Origin of the sequence: Enterobacter sp. 237C8, assembly GCF_034106865.1 — a bacterium.
In the GTDB taxonomy this organism is placed as follows: Bacteria; Pseudomonadota; Gammaproteobacteria; order Enterobacterales; family Enterobacteriaceae; genus Enterobacter; species Enterobacter asburiae_B.
Genome location: NZ_JAWNDF010000004.1, coordinates 247236 through 261007, shown reverse-complemented (window position 1 = coordinate 261007; position 13772 = coordinate 247236). Strand labels below are relative to the sequence as shown.

At 60.4% G+C, this 13772-nt stretch carries 12 protein-coding genes; all 12 read right to left on the bottom strand.

Features of this window, described 5'->3' with window-relative positions; all coding sequences use genetic code 11:
- Window positions 1-52: 52 nt before the first annotated feature.
- The 12 genes from USF70_RS14690 to hpaG all read right to left on the bottom strand — a co-directional run bounded on the left by USF70_RS14690 (window position 53) and on the right by hpaG (window position 13696).
- Window positions 53-2206 carry a carbon starvation CstA family protein gene (locus USF70_RS14690; protein ID WP_023334384.1) on the bottom strand — a complete coding sequence of 718 codons (2154 nt, stop codon included), beginning with the start codon at window positions 2204-2206 and terminating at the stop codon, window positions 53-55.
- Between the two features lie 191 nt (window positions 2207-2397).
- Window positions 2398-3315 carry a helix-turn-helix transcriptional regulator gene (locus USF70_RS14685; RefSeq protein WP_039262271.1) on the bottom strand — a complete coding sequence of 306 codons (918 nt, stop codon included), beginning with the start codon at window positions 3313-3315 and terminating at the stop codon, window positions 2398-2400.
- 179 nt (window positions 3316-3494) lie between these two features.
- On the bottom strand, window positions 3495-4007 hold the full coding sequence (locus tag USF70_RS14680) for a 4-hydroxyphenylacetate 3-monooxygenase reductase subunit (protein ID WP_023310274.1): 513 nt from the start codon (window positions 4005-4007) through the stop codon (window positions 3495-3497).
- A gap of 17 nt (window positions 4008-4024) precedes the next feature.
- Window positions 4025-5587, bottom strand: a complete 1563-nt coding sequence (gene hpaB / locus USF70_RS14675) for a 4-hydroxyphenylacetate 3-monooxygenase, oxygenase component (RefSeq protein WP_033144556.1) — start codon at window positions 5585-5587, stop codon at window positions 4025-4027.
- A 177-nt stretch (window positions 5588-5764) separates the two neighbouring features.
- Window positions 5765-6697, bottom strand: coding sequence for a 4-hydroxyphenylacetate catabolism regulatory protein HpaA (gene hpaA / locus USF70_RS14670; RefSeq protein ID WP_320735730.1), 933 nt, complete (start codon window positions 6695-6697; stop codon window positions 5765-5767).
- Window positions 6669-8021: a 4-hydroxyphenylacetate permease gene (hpaX, locus tag USF70_RS14665; protein WP_048978976.1), complete on the bottom strand. Its 1353-nt coding sequence runs from the start codon at window positions 8019-8021 to the stop codon at window positions 6669-6671. The genes hpaA and hpaX overlap by 29 nt, the downstream gene beginning before the upstream one ends.
- A gap of 21 nt (window positions 8022-8042) precedes the next feature.
- Entirely contained in the window at window positions 8043-8840 is a 798-nt protein-coding gene (gene hpaI, locus USF70_RS14660; protein WP_320735729.1) for a 4-hydroxy-2-oxoheptanedioate aldolase, read from the bottom strand.
- Window positions 8841-8850: 10 nt separating this feature from the next.
- Window positions 8851-9654 carry a 2-oxo-hept-4-ene-1,7-dioate hydratase gene (gene hpaH, locus USF70_RS14655; protein ID WP_039262280.1) on the bottom strand — a complete coding sequence of 268 codons (804 nt, stop codon included), beginning with the start codon at window positions 9652-9654 and terminating at the stop codon, window positions 8851-8853.
- 57 nt (window positions 9655-9711) lie between these two features.
- Window positions 9712-10092: a 5-carboxymethyl-2-hydroxymuconate Delta-isomerase gene (locus USF70_RS14650; RefSeq protein WP_064673191.1), complete on the bottom strand. Its 381-nt coding sequence runs from the start codon at window positions 10090-10092 to the stop codon at window positions 9712-9714.
- A 9-nt stretch (window positions 10093-10101) separates the two neighbouring features.
- Window positions 10102-10953 carry a 3,4-dihydroxyphenylacetate 2,3-dioxygenase gene (hpaD, locus tag USF70_RS14645; RefSeq protein ID WP_039262285.1) on the bottom strand — a complete coding sequence of 284 codons (852 nt, stop codon included), beginning with the start codon at window positions 10951-10953 and terminating at the stop codon, window positions 10102-10104.
- 2 nt (window positions 10954-10955) lie between these two features.
- Window positions 10956-12422, bottom strand: a complete 1467-nt coding sequence (gene hpaE, locus USF70_RS14640; RefSeq protein WP_047060239.1) for a 5-carboxymethyl-2-hydroxymuconate semialdehyde dehydrogenase — start codon at window positions 12420-12422, stop codon at window positions 10956-10958.
- A complete protein-coding gene (hpaG, locus tag USF70_RS14635) occupies window positions 12419-13696 on the bottom strand; it encodes a 4-hydroxyphenylacetate degradation bifunctional isomerase/decarboxylase (protein ID WP_320735728.1) in 1278 nt (425 codons plus the stop codon). The genes hpaE and hpaG overlap by 4 nt, the downstream gene beginning before the upstream one ends.
- Between the last annotated feature and the right edge of the window lie 76 nt (window positions 13697-13772).

The following is a 13772-nucleotide window of genomic DNA, read 5'->3' as shown; positions in this document are numbered from 1 at the left end:
ATGTTTCCCTCACCCCAGCCCTCTCCCAAAGGGAGAGGGGGAGGATTGCGGATTAATGGTGTGAAGAGGTCTTCACGCCGCCTTCCGGCACCGGCACGTACGGGGTTTCTTTATCCGTACGGCCGTCGGCGTTGCGCACGTTCAGCCAGGTTTTGATGCCGTAGAAAATAATGCTGTACACCACCACCAGGAACAGAATGCTCAGACCCGCGTTGGTGTAGTTGTTCACCACGATATGGTTCATGTTGGCAATCTGCTGCGCGGTCAGGTCCGCGCCGCCTGCGGCAATCTTCTCTTTGTACTGGTTAGCCATGAAGAAGAAGCCTTCCAGCTGCGGGTTGGCGCTGAACAGCTTCAGGCCAAGCGCCCAGGTGGTGCAGAGCAGCAGCCACAGCGCAGGAACAACGGTTACCCAGATGTATTTGGTGCGCTTCATCTTCACGAGGACCACGGTACCCAGCACCAGAGCAACGGCTGCGAGCATCTGGTTAGAGATACCGAACAGCGGCCACAGGCTCTTCACGCCGCCGAGCGGGTCGACAACGCCCTGATACAGCAGGTAGCCCCACAGGCCTACGCAGCCCGCAGTACCCAGAATACCCGCCACCAGAGAGTCGGTTTTCTTCAGGAACGGCACGAAGTTACCGAGCAGGTCCTGCAGCATGAAGCGGCCCGCACGGGTACCGGCGTCCAGCGCGGTCAGGATGAACAGCGCTTCGAACAGAATACCGAAGTGGTACCAGAAGCCCATGTCCGCCCACGGCAGCACCTTGTGGAACACGTGTGCAATACCCACCGCCAGCGTCGGCGCGCCACCGGCGCGGTTCAGCACGGACGGTTCGCCGATGTCCTTCGCCGTCTGCATAATCTGCTCAGGTGAAATCACGAAGCCCCAGGAGCTGACGGTCGCCGCCGCGTGTGCGCTCGCGTCCTTCAGCTGCGCCATAATCAGCGCCGCGTTGTCACCGCCCATCTCGTGCAGGTTTGGCATGGTGATGCCGAGGCCCGCAGGCGGGGTGTTCATCGCGAAGTAGAGACCCGGTTCGATAATGGACGCGGCAACCAGCGCCATGATCGCCACAAAGGACTCCATCAGCATCGCGCCGTAGCCGATCAGACGCGCGTCTTTCTCGTTCGCCAGCAGCTTAGGCGTGGTGCCGGACGCAATCAGGGCGTGGAAGCCGGAGACCGCACCGCAGGCGATGGTGATGAACAGGAACGGGAACAGGGCGCCTTTCCACAGCGGGCCGGTACCGTCGATGTACTGGGTTACCGCAGGCATTTTCAGATCCGGGTTAATCACCAGGATACCGATCGCCAGACCGACGATAACGCCGATTTTGAGGAAGGTCGCGAGGTAGTCACGCGGGGCCAGAATCAGCCAGACCGGCAGCAGCGCGGAGATAAACGCATAGCCAATCAGCGCGAAGGTAATGGTGGTGTCCTTGAAGGTCAGCGCCGGGCCCCAGTAAGGGTCGTGCGCAATCACGCCGCCGAAGTAGATGGAGGCTACCAGCAGCACGATACCAATCACCGACACTTCACCTACGCGTCCCGGTCTCAGGAAGCGCATGTAGATCCCCATGAACAGCGCAATTGGCACGGTTGAGCAGACGGTGAAGACGCCCCACGGACTTTCGGCCAGCGCTTTCACCACGATCAGGGCCAGCACCGCGAGGATGATGATCATAATCAGGAAGCAGCCGAACAGAGCGATCGTCCCCGGCACGCGGCCCATCTCTTCTTTGACCATCTCACCCAGAGAGGCGCCGTTACGGCGAGAAGAGATAAACAGCACCATAAAGTCCTGCACCGCACCCGCCAGCACTACGCCGGCGAGCAGCCACAGGGTTCCCGGCAGGTAGCCCATCTGCGCGGCCAGCACCGGGCCGACCAGCGGGCCTGCGCCCGCGATAGCGGCAAAGTGGTGACCAAACAGCACGTAGCGGTTGGTTGGCACGTAGTTCAGGCCGTCATTGTTAATGACCGCCGGAGTGGCGCGCGTCGGGTCGAGCTTCATGACCTTCTGCGCGATGTACAAGCTGTAGTAGCGATAAGCAACAAGATAGACGGAAACGGACGCAACCACGATCCACAGGGCGCTTACGTGTTCGCCCCGGCGTAATGCGACAACCGCCAGACAAAAAGCGCCGAGGATCCCGAGTAAGGCCCAGGGCACGTGCTTCAGTAGTTTTTTAGTATCCATAGTAAGACCTGGTTTTTTATGTAAAGAAAAAAGGGTCAGGGTTCGTTGTGAGGAGGTATTGATTAATGCTGGAGCGATCGTGCCAGATCCTCGCGCGTGTAAAGGACGGTAAATGAATGAGTGGTTGAAAGTGCCGGGTGAGCGGTCAAAGGGGGCGACGAGCGGTTCCGGCTCGCCGCCAGGGGGCGAAATTATGTGATTGAGATCACTTGATTATTCGGGTTACGCTCCACCGCCAGATAGTTCTCCAGCGTTCTAATCAGTTTTTCCTTCAGCCAGTTCGGCTCCAGAATCTGAATGTGGGGCAGCCAGTAGAACAGCAGCGGCAGGATCTGGTTCTCGTGCGCCGCCTGGCAGCGCAGCGTGACGCCGCCCTGTTGCTCCTCCAGCAGCTCCTGTTCCGGCAGAAGATCGCGGCGCAGGAAGTAATGTGAAATATTATCTTTGATAAATATTTTCACCGCGAAAGTATTTTCAGACACCCAGGGGTCGAGGCTTTTCTCCAGCAGCTCAAGGACATTTTCTTCGGGCGTGAAGGTCGTTTTCTGAATATCAAACCAGCTAATCTGGCTCAATGAGAAGGATTTCAGGCGGCTATTTTCGGTGGCTTGTAAATACCATATATTTTTTTTGTTAATGAGTTTATAGGGATTAATCAGACGGGTTTTTCCCTTATAAACGATCTGACAAACATTATGGTTTTTAATCGATTTCTCGATTTTCGTTAAATGACGGCGAATATCACGTTCTACCGTGTGTTCTGCCTCATTGCCAAGAATGAGAATATGGTTTTCGTCAACGCGCGTTTCAAGCTTTTGCCAGAATTCCATATTTCTTTCAGGGAAAAAGCTGTCAGCATTCAGGAAGTTAGCAAGGGTGTGATGTAAGCCTTGTCCGCCGGGCGATTGTGCAGAATGGATCAGCCGATATAGCCCGTTACCGGTATGCTCAACAATGGGAGAGAGGGCATTTAAATCCCGGTAGACGGTACGCTCGGTAATTTTAAATTTTTCCATTAGCGCACTGCGGTTTACCACACCGTTTAAATGTAGCTCAACCAGAATATCGACCAGACGTTCAGCCGAGCGGCTCCGCGTCGTTTTAGCCATAAGGTCATCCTGTATATTTAGGTATGCGCTGAATGATGCGGATGCACTGACAAAAGGTGTCAGTATTCAGTCACAGAAAATTTCTCTTATGGGTATATAACGGCGTGATTTAGCGGAAACCTTAGGAGTTTTTGTAGAAAGCGGCGCTGGCCGGAAAAAAAGGCCAGCGCGAGGGGGGATCACACGGCGGCTTCCGCCTCCAGCATGACCGGATGGAAACGGCGCTTGAAGTAGATCAGACCGTGTCCCGCGTCACTCAGAATAATGTTCTTAACTTCAACAAGGTAGACAAGATGCGTGCCGATGGTTTGCACCTGGCTAATCTCGCCCTCAAGGCTGGCGAGCGCGCCCTTGAGCACCGGCTGCGCCAGCGGTCCTTTCTGCCAGCAGGAGAGGGCAAAGCGCTCCTCCATCGTCATACCGGTCATCCCCGCAAAATGGCGAGCCATGATCTCCTGTTCGTGGTTCAGCACGTTAACGCACAGCCTGCCGTTGCCCTGAAATACCGGGTTCATGGCGCTGTTGGCGTTGATGCACACCATAACCGACGGCGGGGTGTCCGTGACCGAACAGACGGCGGTAGCGGTAATGCCGCAGCGGCCCGCCTCGCCCTCGGTGGTGACCACATTGACCGCCGCCGACAGGCTACTCATTGCGTCGCGAAAACGCAGGCGTTGTTCATCTGAATGCATTGCAACCTCCCGCTGCGCTATTTCAGCAGCTTGTCGAGCATGTTGATATCGCTGTTGTTGTGCAGGTGCGGCACCGTCCAGCCGTGCTGGTCGTACTCGGACATGCAGCGGTCGACCATCGCCATCATTTTGTCCATGTTGCCGGAGCTCTGCGCCTGGCGCAGACACTGCAGGCGGATCTCATCCTGGCTGCCGGAGTAGTTGATTTCGTACAGCTCGTGACGGCCGCCAAACTCGCTGCCGATGGCGTCCCACATCAGCTTCAAAATCTTGATGCGTTCGACGTGATCCATGCCGTTGGAGCCGCGCACGTACTTCGCCAGATACTGGTCGATCTGCGGGTTGTTCAGATCCCGGGCGCTGGACGGCAGGTAGATCAGCCCGGACGTCACGTTACGCTCGATGATGTTCTTGATCTTCGCGTAGGCCATCGGCGCCATCACGCGGTAGGTTTGCAGCGCGGCGTGATCCGGCAGATACGCGCCGTTGACCCACGGGGTGGCTTCGGAGCACATGGAGTCGCTCAGCGCCCAGAACATGTTGCGCCAGGCCACCACTTCGCCCAGATCCGCCTGCACGCCGCGGAACTCCAGGGTGCCGGTGCACTCCAGGGATTTCTTCAGCAGGGCGGTGATGAAGTCGAGCTTCACCGCCAGACGCACGCAGGCCTGCAGCGGGTACATGCGGGCGAAACCGCCCTCCATCGTCCAGCGACGGCAGCGGTCGAAATCGCGGTAGATCAGCACGTTTTCCCACGGGATCAGCACGTGATCCATCACCAGGATCGCGTCGTTCTCGTCGAAGCGGCTGGAGAGCGGGTAGTCGTACGGGGATCCGGTTGCGCCTGCCACCATCTCGTAAGAGGCGCGGGAGATCAGCTTCACGCCTTCGGCATCCATCGGCGCGACGAACATCAGCGCGAAGTCCGGGTTTTCGCCCATCACCTGCGCGGAGCCGAAGCCGATCATGTTGTAGTGGGTCAGCGCCGAGTTGGTTGCCACCACTTTCGCGCCGCTGACGATAATCCCGGCGTCGGTCTCTTTCTCCAGCTTGATGTAGACGTCTTTCACCTCGTCCGCCGGCTTGTGGCGGTCGATCGGCGGGTTAACGATGGCGTGGTTGAAGTACAGGCCGGTTTCCTGAATGCGGGTGTACCAGTTGCGGGCGTTCTGTTCGAACTGGCCGTAGAAGGCCGGGTTGGCGCCGAGCGCGCAGCCGAACGCGGCTTTGTAGTCCGGCGTGCGGCCCATCCAGCCGTAGCTCAGGCGCGACCACTCGGCGATGGCGTCGCGCTGCTGGCGCAGGTCGTCGGCGCTTTTCGCCACGCGGAAGAACTTGTGGGTATAGCCGCCGCTGCCGGTGTCGGTGCCCCAGCAGAGCGTGTCCTGCATCTCCGGCTTGTGCAGCGCGTCGTACATCTGTGCGATGGAGGCCGCCGCGTTGCGAAACGCCGGGTGGGTGGTGACGTCTTTGACGCGCTCGCCGTAGATGTAAATCTCACGGCCGTCCTGCAGGCTTTTTAAATACTCTTCGCCGGTTAACGGACGTTTGGCATCAGCGCGGAAATCTTCAGGCTTCATAGGGACCTCGTATCGGAATAAGGTTGTTAAATTTATGTTTTGTTTTTGTTGTTTAATTGAAGCCTGAGAGGGGCGGAACGTGAAGGGACGATTGGGACAACGACGGGTACTTTTCGCGAGAGATCGCAGAGTGTGATTTCCCTCACCCTAACCCTCTCCCAAAGGGAGAGGGGACGGTTACTCCCTCTCCCTTTGGGAGAGGGCAGGAGTGAGGGGAACAGGCGACACCGGTACTTTCTGCGCCCGATACGCGCTCGGCGAACACCCCACTAAGCGATTAAAAAAACGGGCAAAATAGGCCGGATCCTTAAACCCCAGCTGCCAGGCAATGTCGCTGACCGCGCTGTCGGAGAAGAGCAGCAGCCGCCTGGCTTCCCGCAGCTGGCGGTCGAAGATCAGCCGCTTCGGCGGGCGGTTGGCGAAGCGGCGGCAGATATCGGTCAGGCGGGATTCGGTCAGGTGCAGCTCGCTGGCGTATTCCGGCACCGTCCAGTGCTGGTGGTAGTGGGCATCTATCAGCTGGGTAAAGCGCTGGAACAGCTTCAGCTCGCCGCGCATGCCGCCCGAAGCGTGGTCGTCGAGCTTCGCGTTGCGCAGCAGCAGGGTAAACACCGCCTGCGCCAGCAGGACCAGAGTATGTTCGCGCCCCGGCAGCTGTTCCGTGGATTCCCGGGCGATAAGCTGCCAGTAGTGCTTCAGCGCCGCCAGCTCGTCCGGCCTGTCGGCCAGCGAGAGGCAGATCCCCGGCAGGCCAAACGCTTCCCGCGTGCCGGGGTAGAGCACCTCCAGCAGCGGCCAGATCAGATCCTCGCGCACCGTCAGCACGTGTCCGTCGCTGTCGGATTCGGTGATAAACGCGTGCGGCACCGACGGCGGCGTGAGGACGAACAGCGGGGCCTGCACCGAGTAGCGGTGATCGTCGAGCTGGAGCTCAATCTGCCCGGTATCGAGAAAGTGCATCTGAAAATACTGGTCGTGACGGTGCGCCTGCATGTCGCGGCCAAAAAAGGCCGCCATGCGCGCGAACGACTGGTAGTGCACATCGTCGGTGCCCAGACTTTCGTCGTACTCCTTGCTGATATCAATGTTGGCGATAGGGCTCTGGCACATGCTCGTTCCTCTGTTGATCCCGCTGCGTCATCGGGATGCGCGTCAGCACAAGCGCGCCGACCACCAGCAGCCCGGCCACAAACCACAGTCCGGAGCTGAAGCTGCCGGTCGCATCACGCAGAATGCCGATCAGCAGCGGGCTGACGGCGGATCCGACGTTGCCGATGGCGTTGATCACCGCCAGCGCCACCGCGCGGGACTGCAGGCTAATCACCCGATCCGGCGTGGTCCAGAATATCGCCATGGCGGTAAAGGATCCGGTTGAGGCCATAATGATGCCAAGCAGCTGGATCAGGCTGTGATCGGTGGCCGAGGCCAGCATCCATCCCGCCGCGGCGAACAGGTACGGCAGGATGGTGTGCTTTTTTCGCTCTTTCAGCCTGTCGGAGCGTCGGCTCCACCAGATCATCCCGAGAATGGTGCAAAACTGCGGGATCGCCGCCAGCAGGCCGATGACGATATTGCTGCTTCCCGTGTTGAAGCTTTGCAGGATCTGCGGCGTCCAGATGTTGATGGCGCTGAGCGTGTTGGTCAGGCAGAAGTAGGCCAGCGTGTAGAGCAGCACCGCCGGGGTCAGCACTTCGCGCAGCGTCGATCGCGGCGTGACGGACTGGGCAATGGCGACCTCCTGCTCGCGGGCGATCATCGTTTTCAGCGCCTGCTTTTCGTCGTCGTCGAGCCAGGTAGCTTGATCCGGCGTGTCGTTGAGATAAAACCAGGTCACCACGCCGAGCACCACCGACGGCAGCCCCTCCAGCAGGAACAGCCACTGCCAGCCCTTCAGGTTCCACAGCCCATCCATCGCCAGAATGTAGCCGGAGAGGATCGAGCCGAGCATCATGGTCACCGGCATGGCGATCATAAACAGCGCGTTGGCGCGGGCGCGGTGATAGGCCGGGAACCACCATGTGAGGTAGACCAAAATCCCCGGCAGGAAGCCCGCTTCGGCAATGCCCACCAGCATGCGCAGAACGTAGAGCGTTTCAGGGCTGGTGGCAAACATGGTGCAGGTGGAGGCGATGCCCCACACCACCATGATCCCGGCGATCCAGCGCCGCGCGCCGATCTTCGCCAGCATGATGTTGCTCGGGATCCCGCACAGCACGTAGGTGACGTAAAACAGCGTCGCGGCCAGGCCAAACATGGTCGACGTGAGGCCCAGATCTTTGCCCATCGTCAGCCCGGCAAAGCCGATGTTGATACGATCGAGAAACGAAAAGACAAACAGGATAAAGAGAAAGACGATCAGGCGTCGGAACAGCTTGTTAATGGCACGATGTTCAACAGCTTTATTATCATGGGTTTGCAGGGTAGAGGTCGTCATGGTGCGCTCCAGATCTTACGTTTAGTAGACGGATTTATTGTTATTAACTGACGTAACCGGTTGTTCGATAAATCGTGCCGCCAGCGCTTCCGCGCCGCGGGCGAGCAGGGTGGTGTCGACGCCGACGGCGACAAACCGGGCACCAAGCTCGAGGTAGCGTTTCGCCAGCGTCTCGTTCGCCATCAGGATGCCGGGCGCTTTGCCCGCGCTGAGGATTTGCGCGATAGCCTGCTCGATGGCGGCCTGCACCTCCGGGTGCTGCGGATTGCCGGCAAAGCCCATGTCGGCGCTCAGATCCGCCGGGCCGATAAACACGCCGTCGACGCCTTCCACGTCCAGGATCTGCGGCAGATTTTTTAGCGCCTCGCGGGTTTCAATCTGCACCAGCACGCACATGGCGTCGTTGGCCTGCTGCAGGTAATCCGGGATGCGGTTCCAGCGCGAGGCGCGCGCCAGGGCGCTTCCGACCCCGCGAATGCCCGCGGGCGGGTAGCGGGTGGCACGTACCGCCAGCCGCGCTTCGTCGGCGTTTTGCACCATCGGCACCAGCAGGGTTTGCGCGCCCACGTCCAGCAACTGTTTTATCTGCACCGGGTCGTTCCACGACGGGCGCACCACCGGCTGGCTGGGATAGGGCGCGATGGCCTGTAATTGGGTTAACACGGTTTGCACGCTGTTCGGCGCGTGCTCGCCGTCGATCAGCAGCCAGTCGAAGCCTACCCCGGCCAGCAGCTCGGCGCTGTAGCTGCTGGTGAGCCCCAGCCATAAACCGATTTGCGGGCGGCCCGCCTTCAGCGCCGCTTTGAATGCGTTTTGCATGGTTGTCTCCTTACACAAAGCGGCAGCTGATGGAGCCCATGTTGCCGTAGTCGACGTGGAAGGTGTCGCCTCTGCTGGCGGGCACCGGGCGGGTAAACGAGCCGCCGAGAATAATCTGGCCGGGCTCAAGCTGCACGTCGTACGGTGCCAGCTTGTTCGCCAGCCACGCCACGCCGTTCGCCGGGTGGTTAAGCACGCCTGCGGCGACGCCGGTCTCTTCGATCACGCCGTTGCGGTAGAGCAGGGCGGAGATCCAGCGCAGATCCAGCTCGTCGGGCTTAATCGGACGGCCGCCGAGGATCACCCCCGCGTTGGCGGCGTTATCGGAGATGGTGTCAAACACCTTGCGCGGGCGCTGGGTTTCCGGGTCAACGTTGTGGCAGCGGGCGTCGATCAGCTCCAGCGCGGGGATCACGTAGTCCGTGGCGTTGTAGACGTCGAAGATCGTGCAGTTCGGGCCGCGCAGCGGTTTTGCCAGCACGAACGCCAGCTCCACTTCGATGCGCGGGACGATGAAGCGATCGACCGGGATGTCGCTGCCGTCGTGGAAGAACATGTCGTCCAGCAGCGCGCCGTAGTCCGGTTCGCTAATCTGCGAGCTGGCCTGCATCGCTTTGGAGGTCAGGCCGATCTTGTGGCCCTTCAGCACGCGGCCTTCGGCAATCTTCAGGCTGACCCATTCGCGCTGAACGGCGTAGGCGTCGTCGATGGTGATCGTCGGGTAGTCAAGGGAGATCTGGCGGATCTGCTCCCGGGACTGTTCCGCCTGATGCAGACGATGGGCGATCAGGGTATGGGTATGTTTGTCGAGCATGGCGATATCCTGTTTAACGTTTGTTTTCTCCCTCTCCCAAAGGGAGAGGGGACGGTATTACTTAAACAACGCGTGCACGTTGTTTTGTTTGTAATTGAGCGTCGGGTGCAGCTCCTCGAGCTCGAACGACAGCGCCAGATAGCGGCTCGCCATTAGCGCCGAGAAGTGCATTTTGATCAGCGCAAACAGCATCTCCCCCACGGCTTCCCGGCTCTCCAGGCTGCGCCCGGAGCCAATCTTCAGCGTCATATGCACAAAGGCGTAATCGTGCCTGCCGTCGGCCATCTGCCAGGTGTCCAGCCAGTGGGCGCGGCTGCGGATGCCGCCGATGGGGAAGATGCCCGTGGCGGCCAGCGCCTCATTCACTTTGGCAAACAGCCCCGGCAGGTCGGCCTGCTCGCGGATGTTGTCGGTACATTCAGCAATAAAGTGCGGCATGGTGGCTCCTTACGCGGGCAGCGGGAAAACGGCGTTAACCTGGCCGGTGCCGGAGCTGGCGAACAGCTCGGTGAGGAACTCCACCTTGCCGTCGTATTTGTCCCAGCCGAGCATCCCCAGCAGCATCACCGTGTCGTGCATGTTGCCCTCGCCGTAGCAGTAGTCGGCGTACTCCGGCAGCATGCTGCAAAACTCTTTGAACTGCCCCTCGCGCCACAGCTTCACCACGCGTTCGTCCATCTGGCGGTCGAACTCGCGGGTGTAGCTGTTCATCCCTTCCTCCGCGCGCTGGTCGTCGATAAAGCGGTGCGACAGCGAGCCGCTGGCGAGCACCGCCACGGTGCCGTCGTATTTTTCGATGGCGCTGACGATGGCCTCGCCCAGCCTGCGGCTGTCGGCGAAGTCGTGGACCGTGCAGAACGCCGAGATGGAGACCACTTTGAAGTGTTTATCCGCGTTCATGTAGCGCATCGGCACCAGCGTGCCGTACTCCAGCTTGAGGCTCGGGATGTTGTGCGCTTTGGCGCGCACGCCGAGCTTCACCGCCTCGTCGGCGATCAGCTGGCCGAGCGCCGGGTTGCCGTCGTAGTCGTAGGTCATGTCGCGGATAAAGTGCGGCAGCTCGTTGCTGGTGTAGACGCCCGCAAAATGGTCCGCACAGTTGATGTGGTACGCGCTGTTCACCAGCCAGTGGGTGTCGAACACGATGATGGTGTCCACGCCCAGCTCGCGGCAGCGCTTGCTGATTTCTTTATGCCCGTCGATGGCCGACTGGCGGCAGCCGTGGTTTTTCCCCGGCAGCTCGGAGAGGTACATCGACGGAACGTGAGTGATTTTTGCCGCTAACGCTAATTTACCCATGGTCAGATCCCCCACTTTGGAATCGGATGGTCGCCCATGGAGATGCAGACGTTCTTCATCTCCGCGAACACCTCGAAGCTGTACTCACCGCCCTCGCGGCCGGTGCCGGAGGCCTTCACGCCGCCAAACGGCTGGCGCAGGTCGCGCACGTTCTGGGTGTTGACGAACACCATCCCCGCTTCGATATTCCGCGCCAGGCGCAGCACTTTGCTGACGTCCTGGGTCCAGATGTACGACGCCAGGCCGTACTCCACGTCGTTGGCCAGGCGCAGGCCTTCCGCTTCGTCCTTAAACGGCAGCAGGCAGGCCACCGGCCCGAAGATCTCCTCCTGCGCCACGCGCATGCGGTTGTCGACGTCCGCCAGCACGGTTGGTCGCAGGAAATTGCCGCCCTTCAGGTGCGCAGGCAGGTCGGTCGGTTTGTCCGGGCCGCCCGCCAGCAGGGTTGCACCCTCTTCAATGCCGAGGCGGATGTAGCCGGAGACTTTCTCCCAGTGCTGCTTGCTGATGAGTGCGCCGATCTGGGTGTTCGGATCGGTCGGGTCGCCCACGCGCAGGCGGTTGGCGCGCTCGGCAAAGCGCTTCACGAATTCCGGGTAGATGCTCTGCTGGATGAAGATGCGCGAGCCGGCGGTGCAGCGCTCGCCGTTGATGGAGAAGATGGTGAACAGGGCGGCGTCCAGCGCGCGCTCGATGTCGGCATCTTCAAAAATCAGCACCGGGGATTTGCCGCCCAGCTCCATGGAGTATTTCTTCAGCCCGGCGTTTTTCATGATGTTGCGCCCGGTGGCGGTGCCGCCGGTGAAGGAGACGGCGCGCACGTCGTGATGGCGCACCAGCGCGTCGCCTGCCGTCGCGCCGTAGCCCTGCACCACGTTGAGCACGCCCGCCGGAATGCCCGCCTCCAGCGCCAGCTCGCCCAGACGGTCGGCGGTCAGCGGGGAGAGTTCAGACATCTTCAGCACCGCGGTGTTTCCGAGTGCCAGGCACGGCGCGACCTTCCAGGTGGCGGTCATAAACGGCACGTTCCACGGCGACACCAGCGCGCAGACGCCCACCGGCTGCACTAGGGTGTAGTTGAGCATCTTGTCGTCGACCGGGTAGGTTTTGCCGTTCATCTGCTGGCACACCTCGGCGAAGAACTCGAAGTTGTGTGAGGCGCGCGGGATCAGCACGTTTTTGGTCTGGTGGATCGGCAGGCCGGTGTCGGCGGTTTCCATGGCGGCGATCTCGGGCACGTTCTGGTCGATCAGGTCACCCAGACGACGCATCAGGCGCGCGCGCTCCTTCATCGGCAGGTTGGCCCATTTCGGGAACGCCTCTTTGGCGGCGGCGACGGCCTGGTGAACTTCAGCTTCACCGCCGGCGGCGACTTCCGCTAATACCTCGCCGGAGGCCGGGTTGGTAGTGTGGAAGTACTCGCTTCCGGCGACGTTTTTACCGTTGATCCAGTGGTTAATCTTTTTCATTTTGCAGTCTCCTCGCTGACAATCCGGTTCACCAGGCGTCCCACGCCTTCCACTTCCACCACCACTTCATCGCCCGGCACCACGTCGGACAGCCCCTTCGGCGTGCCGGTGGCAATCATGTCGCCCGGCTGCAGGGTCATAAAATCGCTCAGGTACGCAATCAGGTACGGGATGCTGAAAATGAGATCGGCGGTGGTGCCTTCCTGGCGCAGCTCGCCGTTGACGAAGGTGCGCAGGGCGAGGTTGTGCGGATCGGGGATGGCTTCTTTTGGCACGATGTTTGGGGAAATGGGGGTCAGCCCGTCCCGGCTTTTCACCCTCAGGTTCGGTCGGTAGTAGTTTTCCAGGTAGTCGCGGATGGCGTAGTCGTTGCAGACCGTATAGCCAGCCACGTAGTCCATCGCCTCGGCTTCGCTGACCTTACGCGCGGTTTTACCGATGACCACCACCAGCTCTGCCTCGTAGTGCATGTATTCGATATTGTTCGGGCGCACCGACGTCTGGCCGTCGCCGTTGAAGGTGTTTGGCGCTTTGATAAATACCAGCGGCTCGGTTGGCGGCTTAAAGTCCAGCTCGCTGGCGTGGTCGGCATAGTTCAGACCGAGGGCAAACAGCGTGGCGTGCGGCGGCGTGCTGTGCGTGAAAGCGACATCGCGTTCATCTACCACCGGGTTTTCCAGCGGCGGAAAACCTTCCGCCAGAACGCGCACGCGATCGCCCGGGCGGATCTCCACGCGGCTTTGCGGGCTGCCGAGCAGGATCGCATCGCCGGGATTGAGGGTGGCGAACTCGCTCAGGGCGCTCAGCAGTTCGGCGGCGCTGCGCTGAAGATCGGCCGTGTTCCAGTGGTCCGCTTCGCGGCCGTTGATCTCGGTGATGATGGTCAGGTTATCCACGTTATCCACGGCGACAAGTTCGCCGAGCGGGCAAAATCCGTCCCGGCATTTGGCCTTGATGGCCGGGCGGTAGAAGCTCTCTTCCGGCAGGCTCACCTCGTTGGCGAGCGCATATCCCGCGATGTACGCCGCGGCGTCCTCCACGCGAACCTTGCTGGCGGTTTTGCCCACGACCAGCGCCACCGTCGCGCCGCTTAATACCGTTTCCCCGTGCGGGAAGGGGATCGGCTCGCCCGCGCGGATCACCGTGTTATGCGGTTTGATAAACCACACCGCCGTTTTCGGCGGCGTGTTGTAGGGAGCTTTTTCAAAGGCCTCACGCCAGGCTTCACGCTGGCTTTGATGGTTGAGGGCGACGGCAAAAACGGTACCTTTCATTCATATACTCCTCACCCCGGTGGTCCGGGTTGTGATTTCATTAATATGTTAATGATCTGGTTTTATGCTTTTGCTG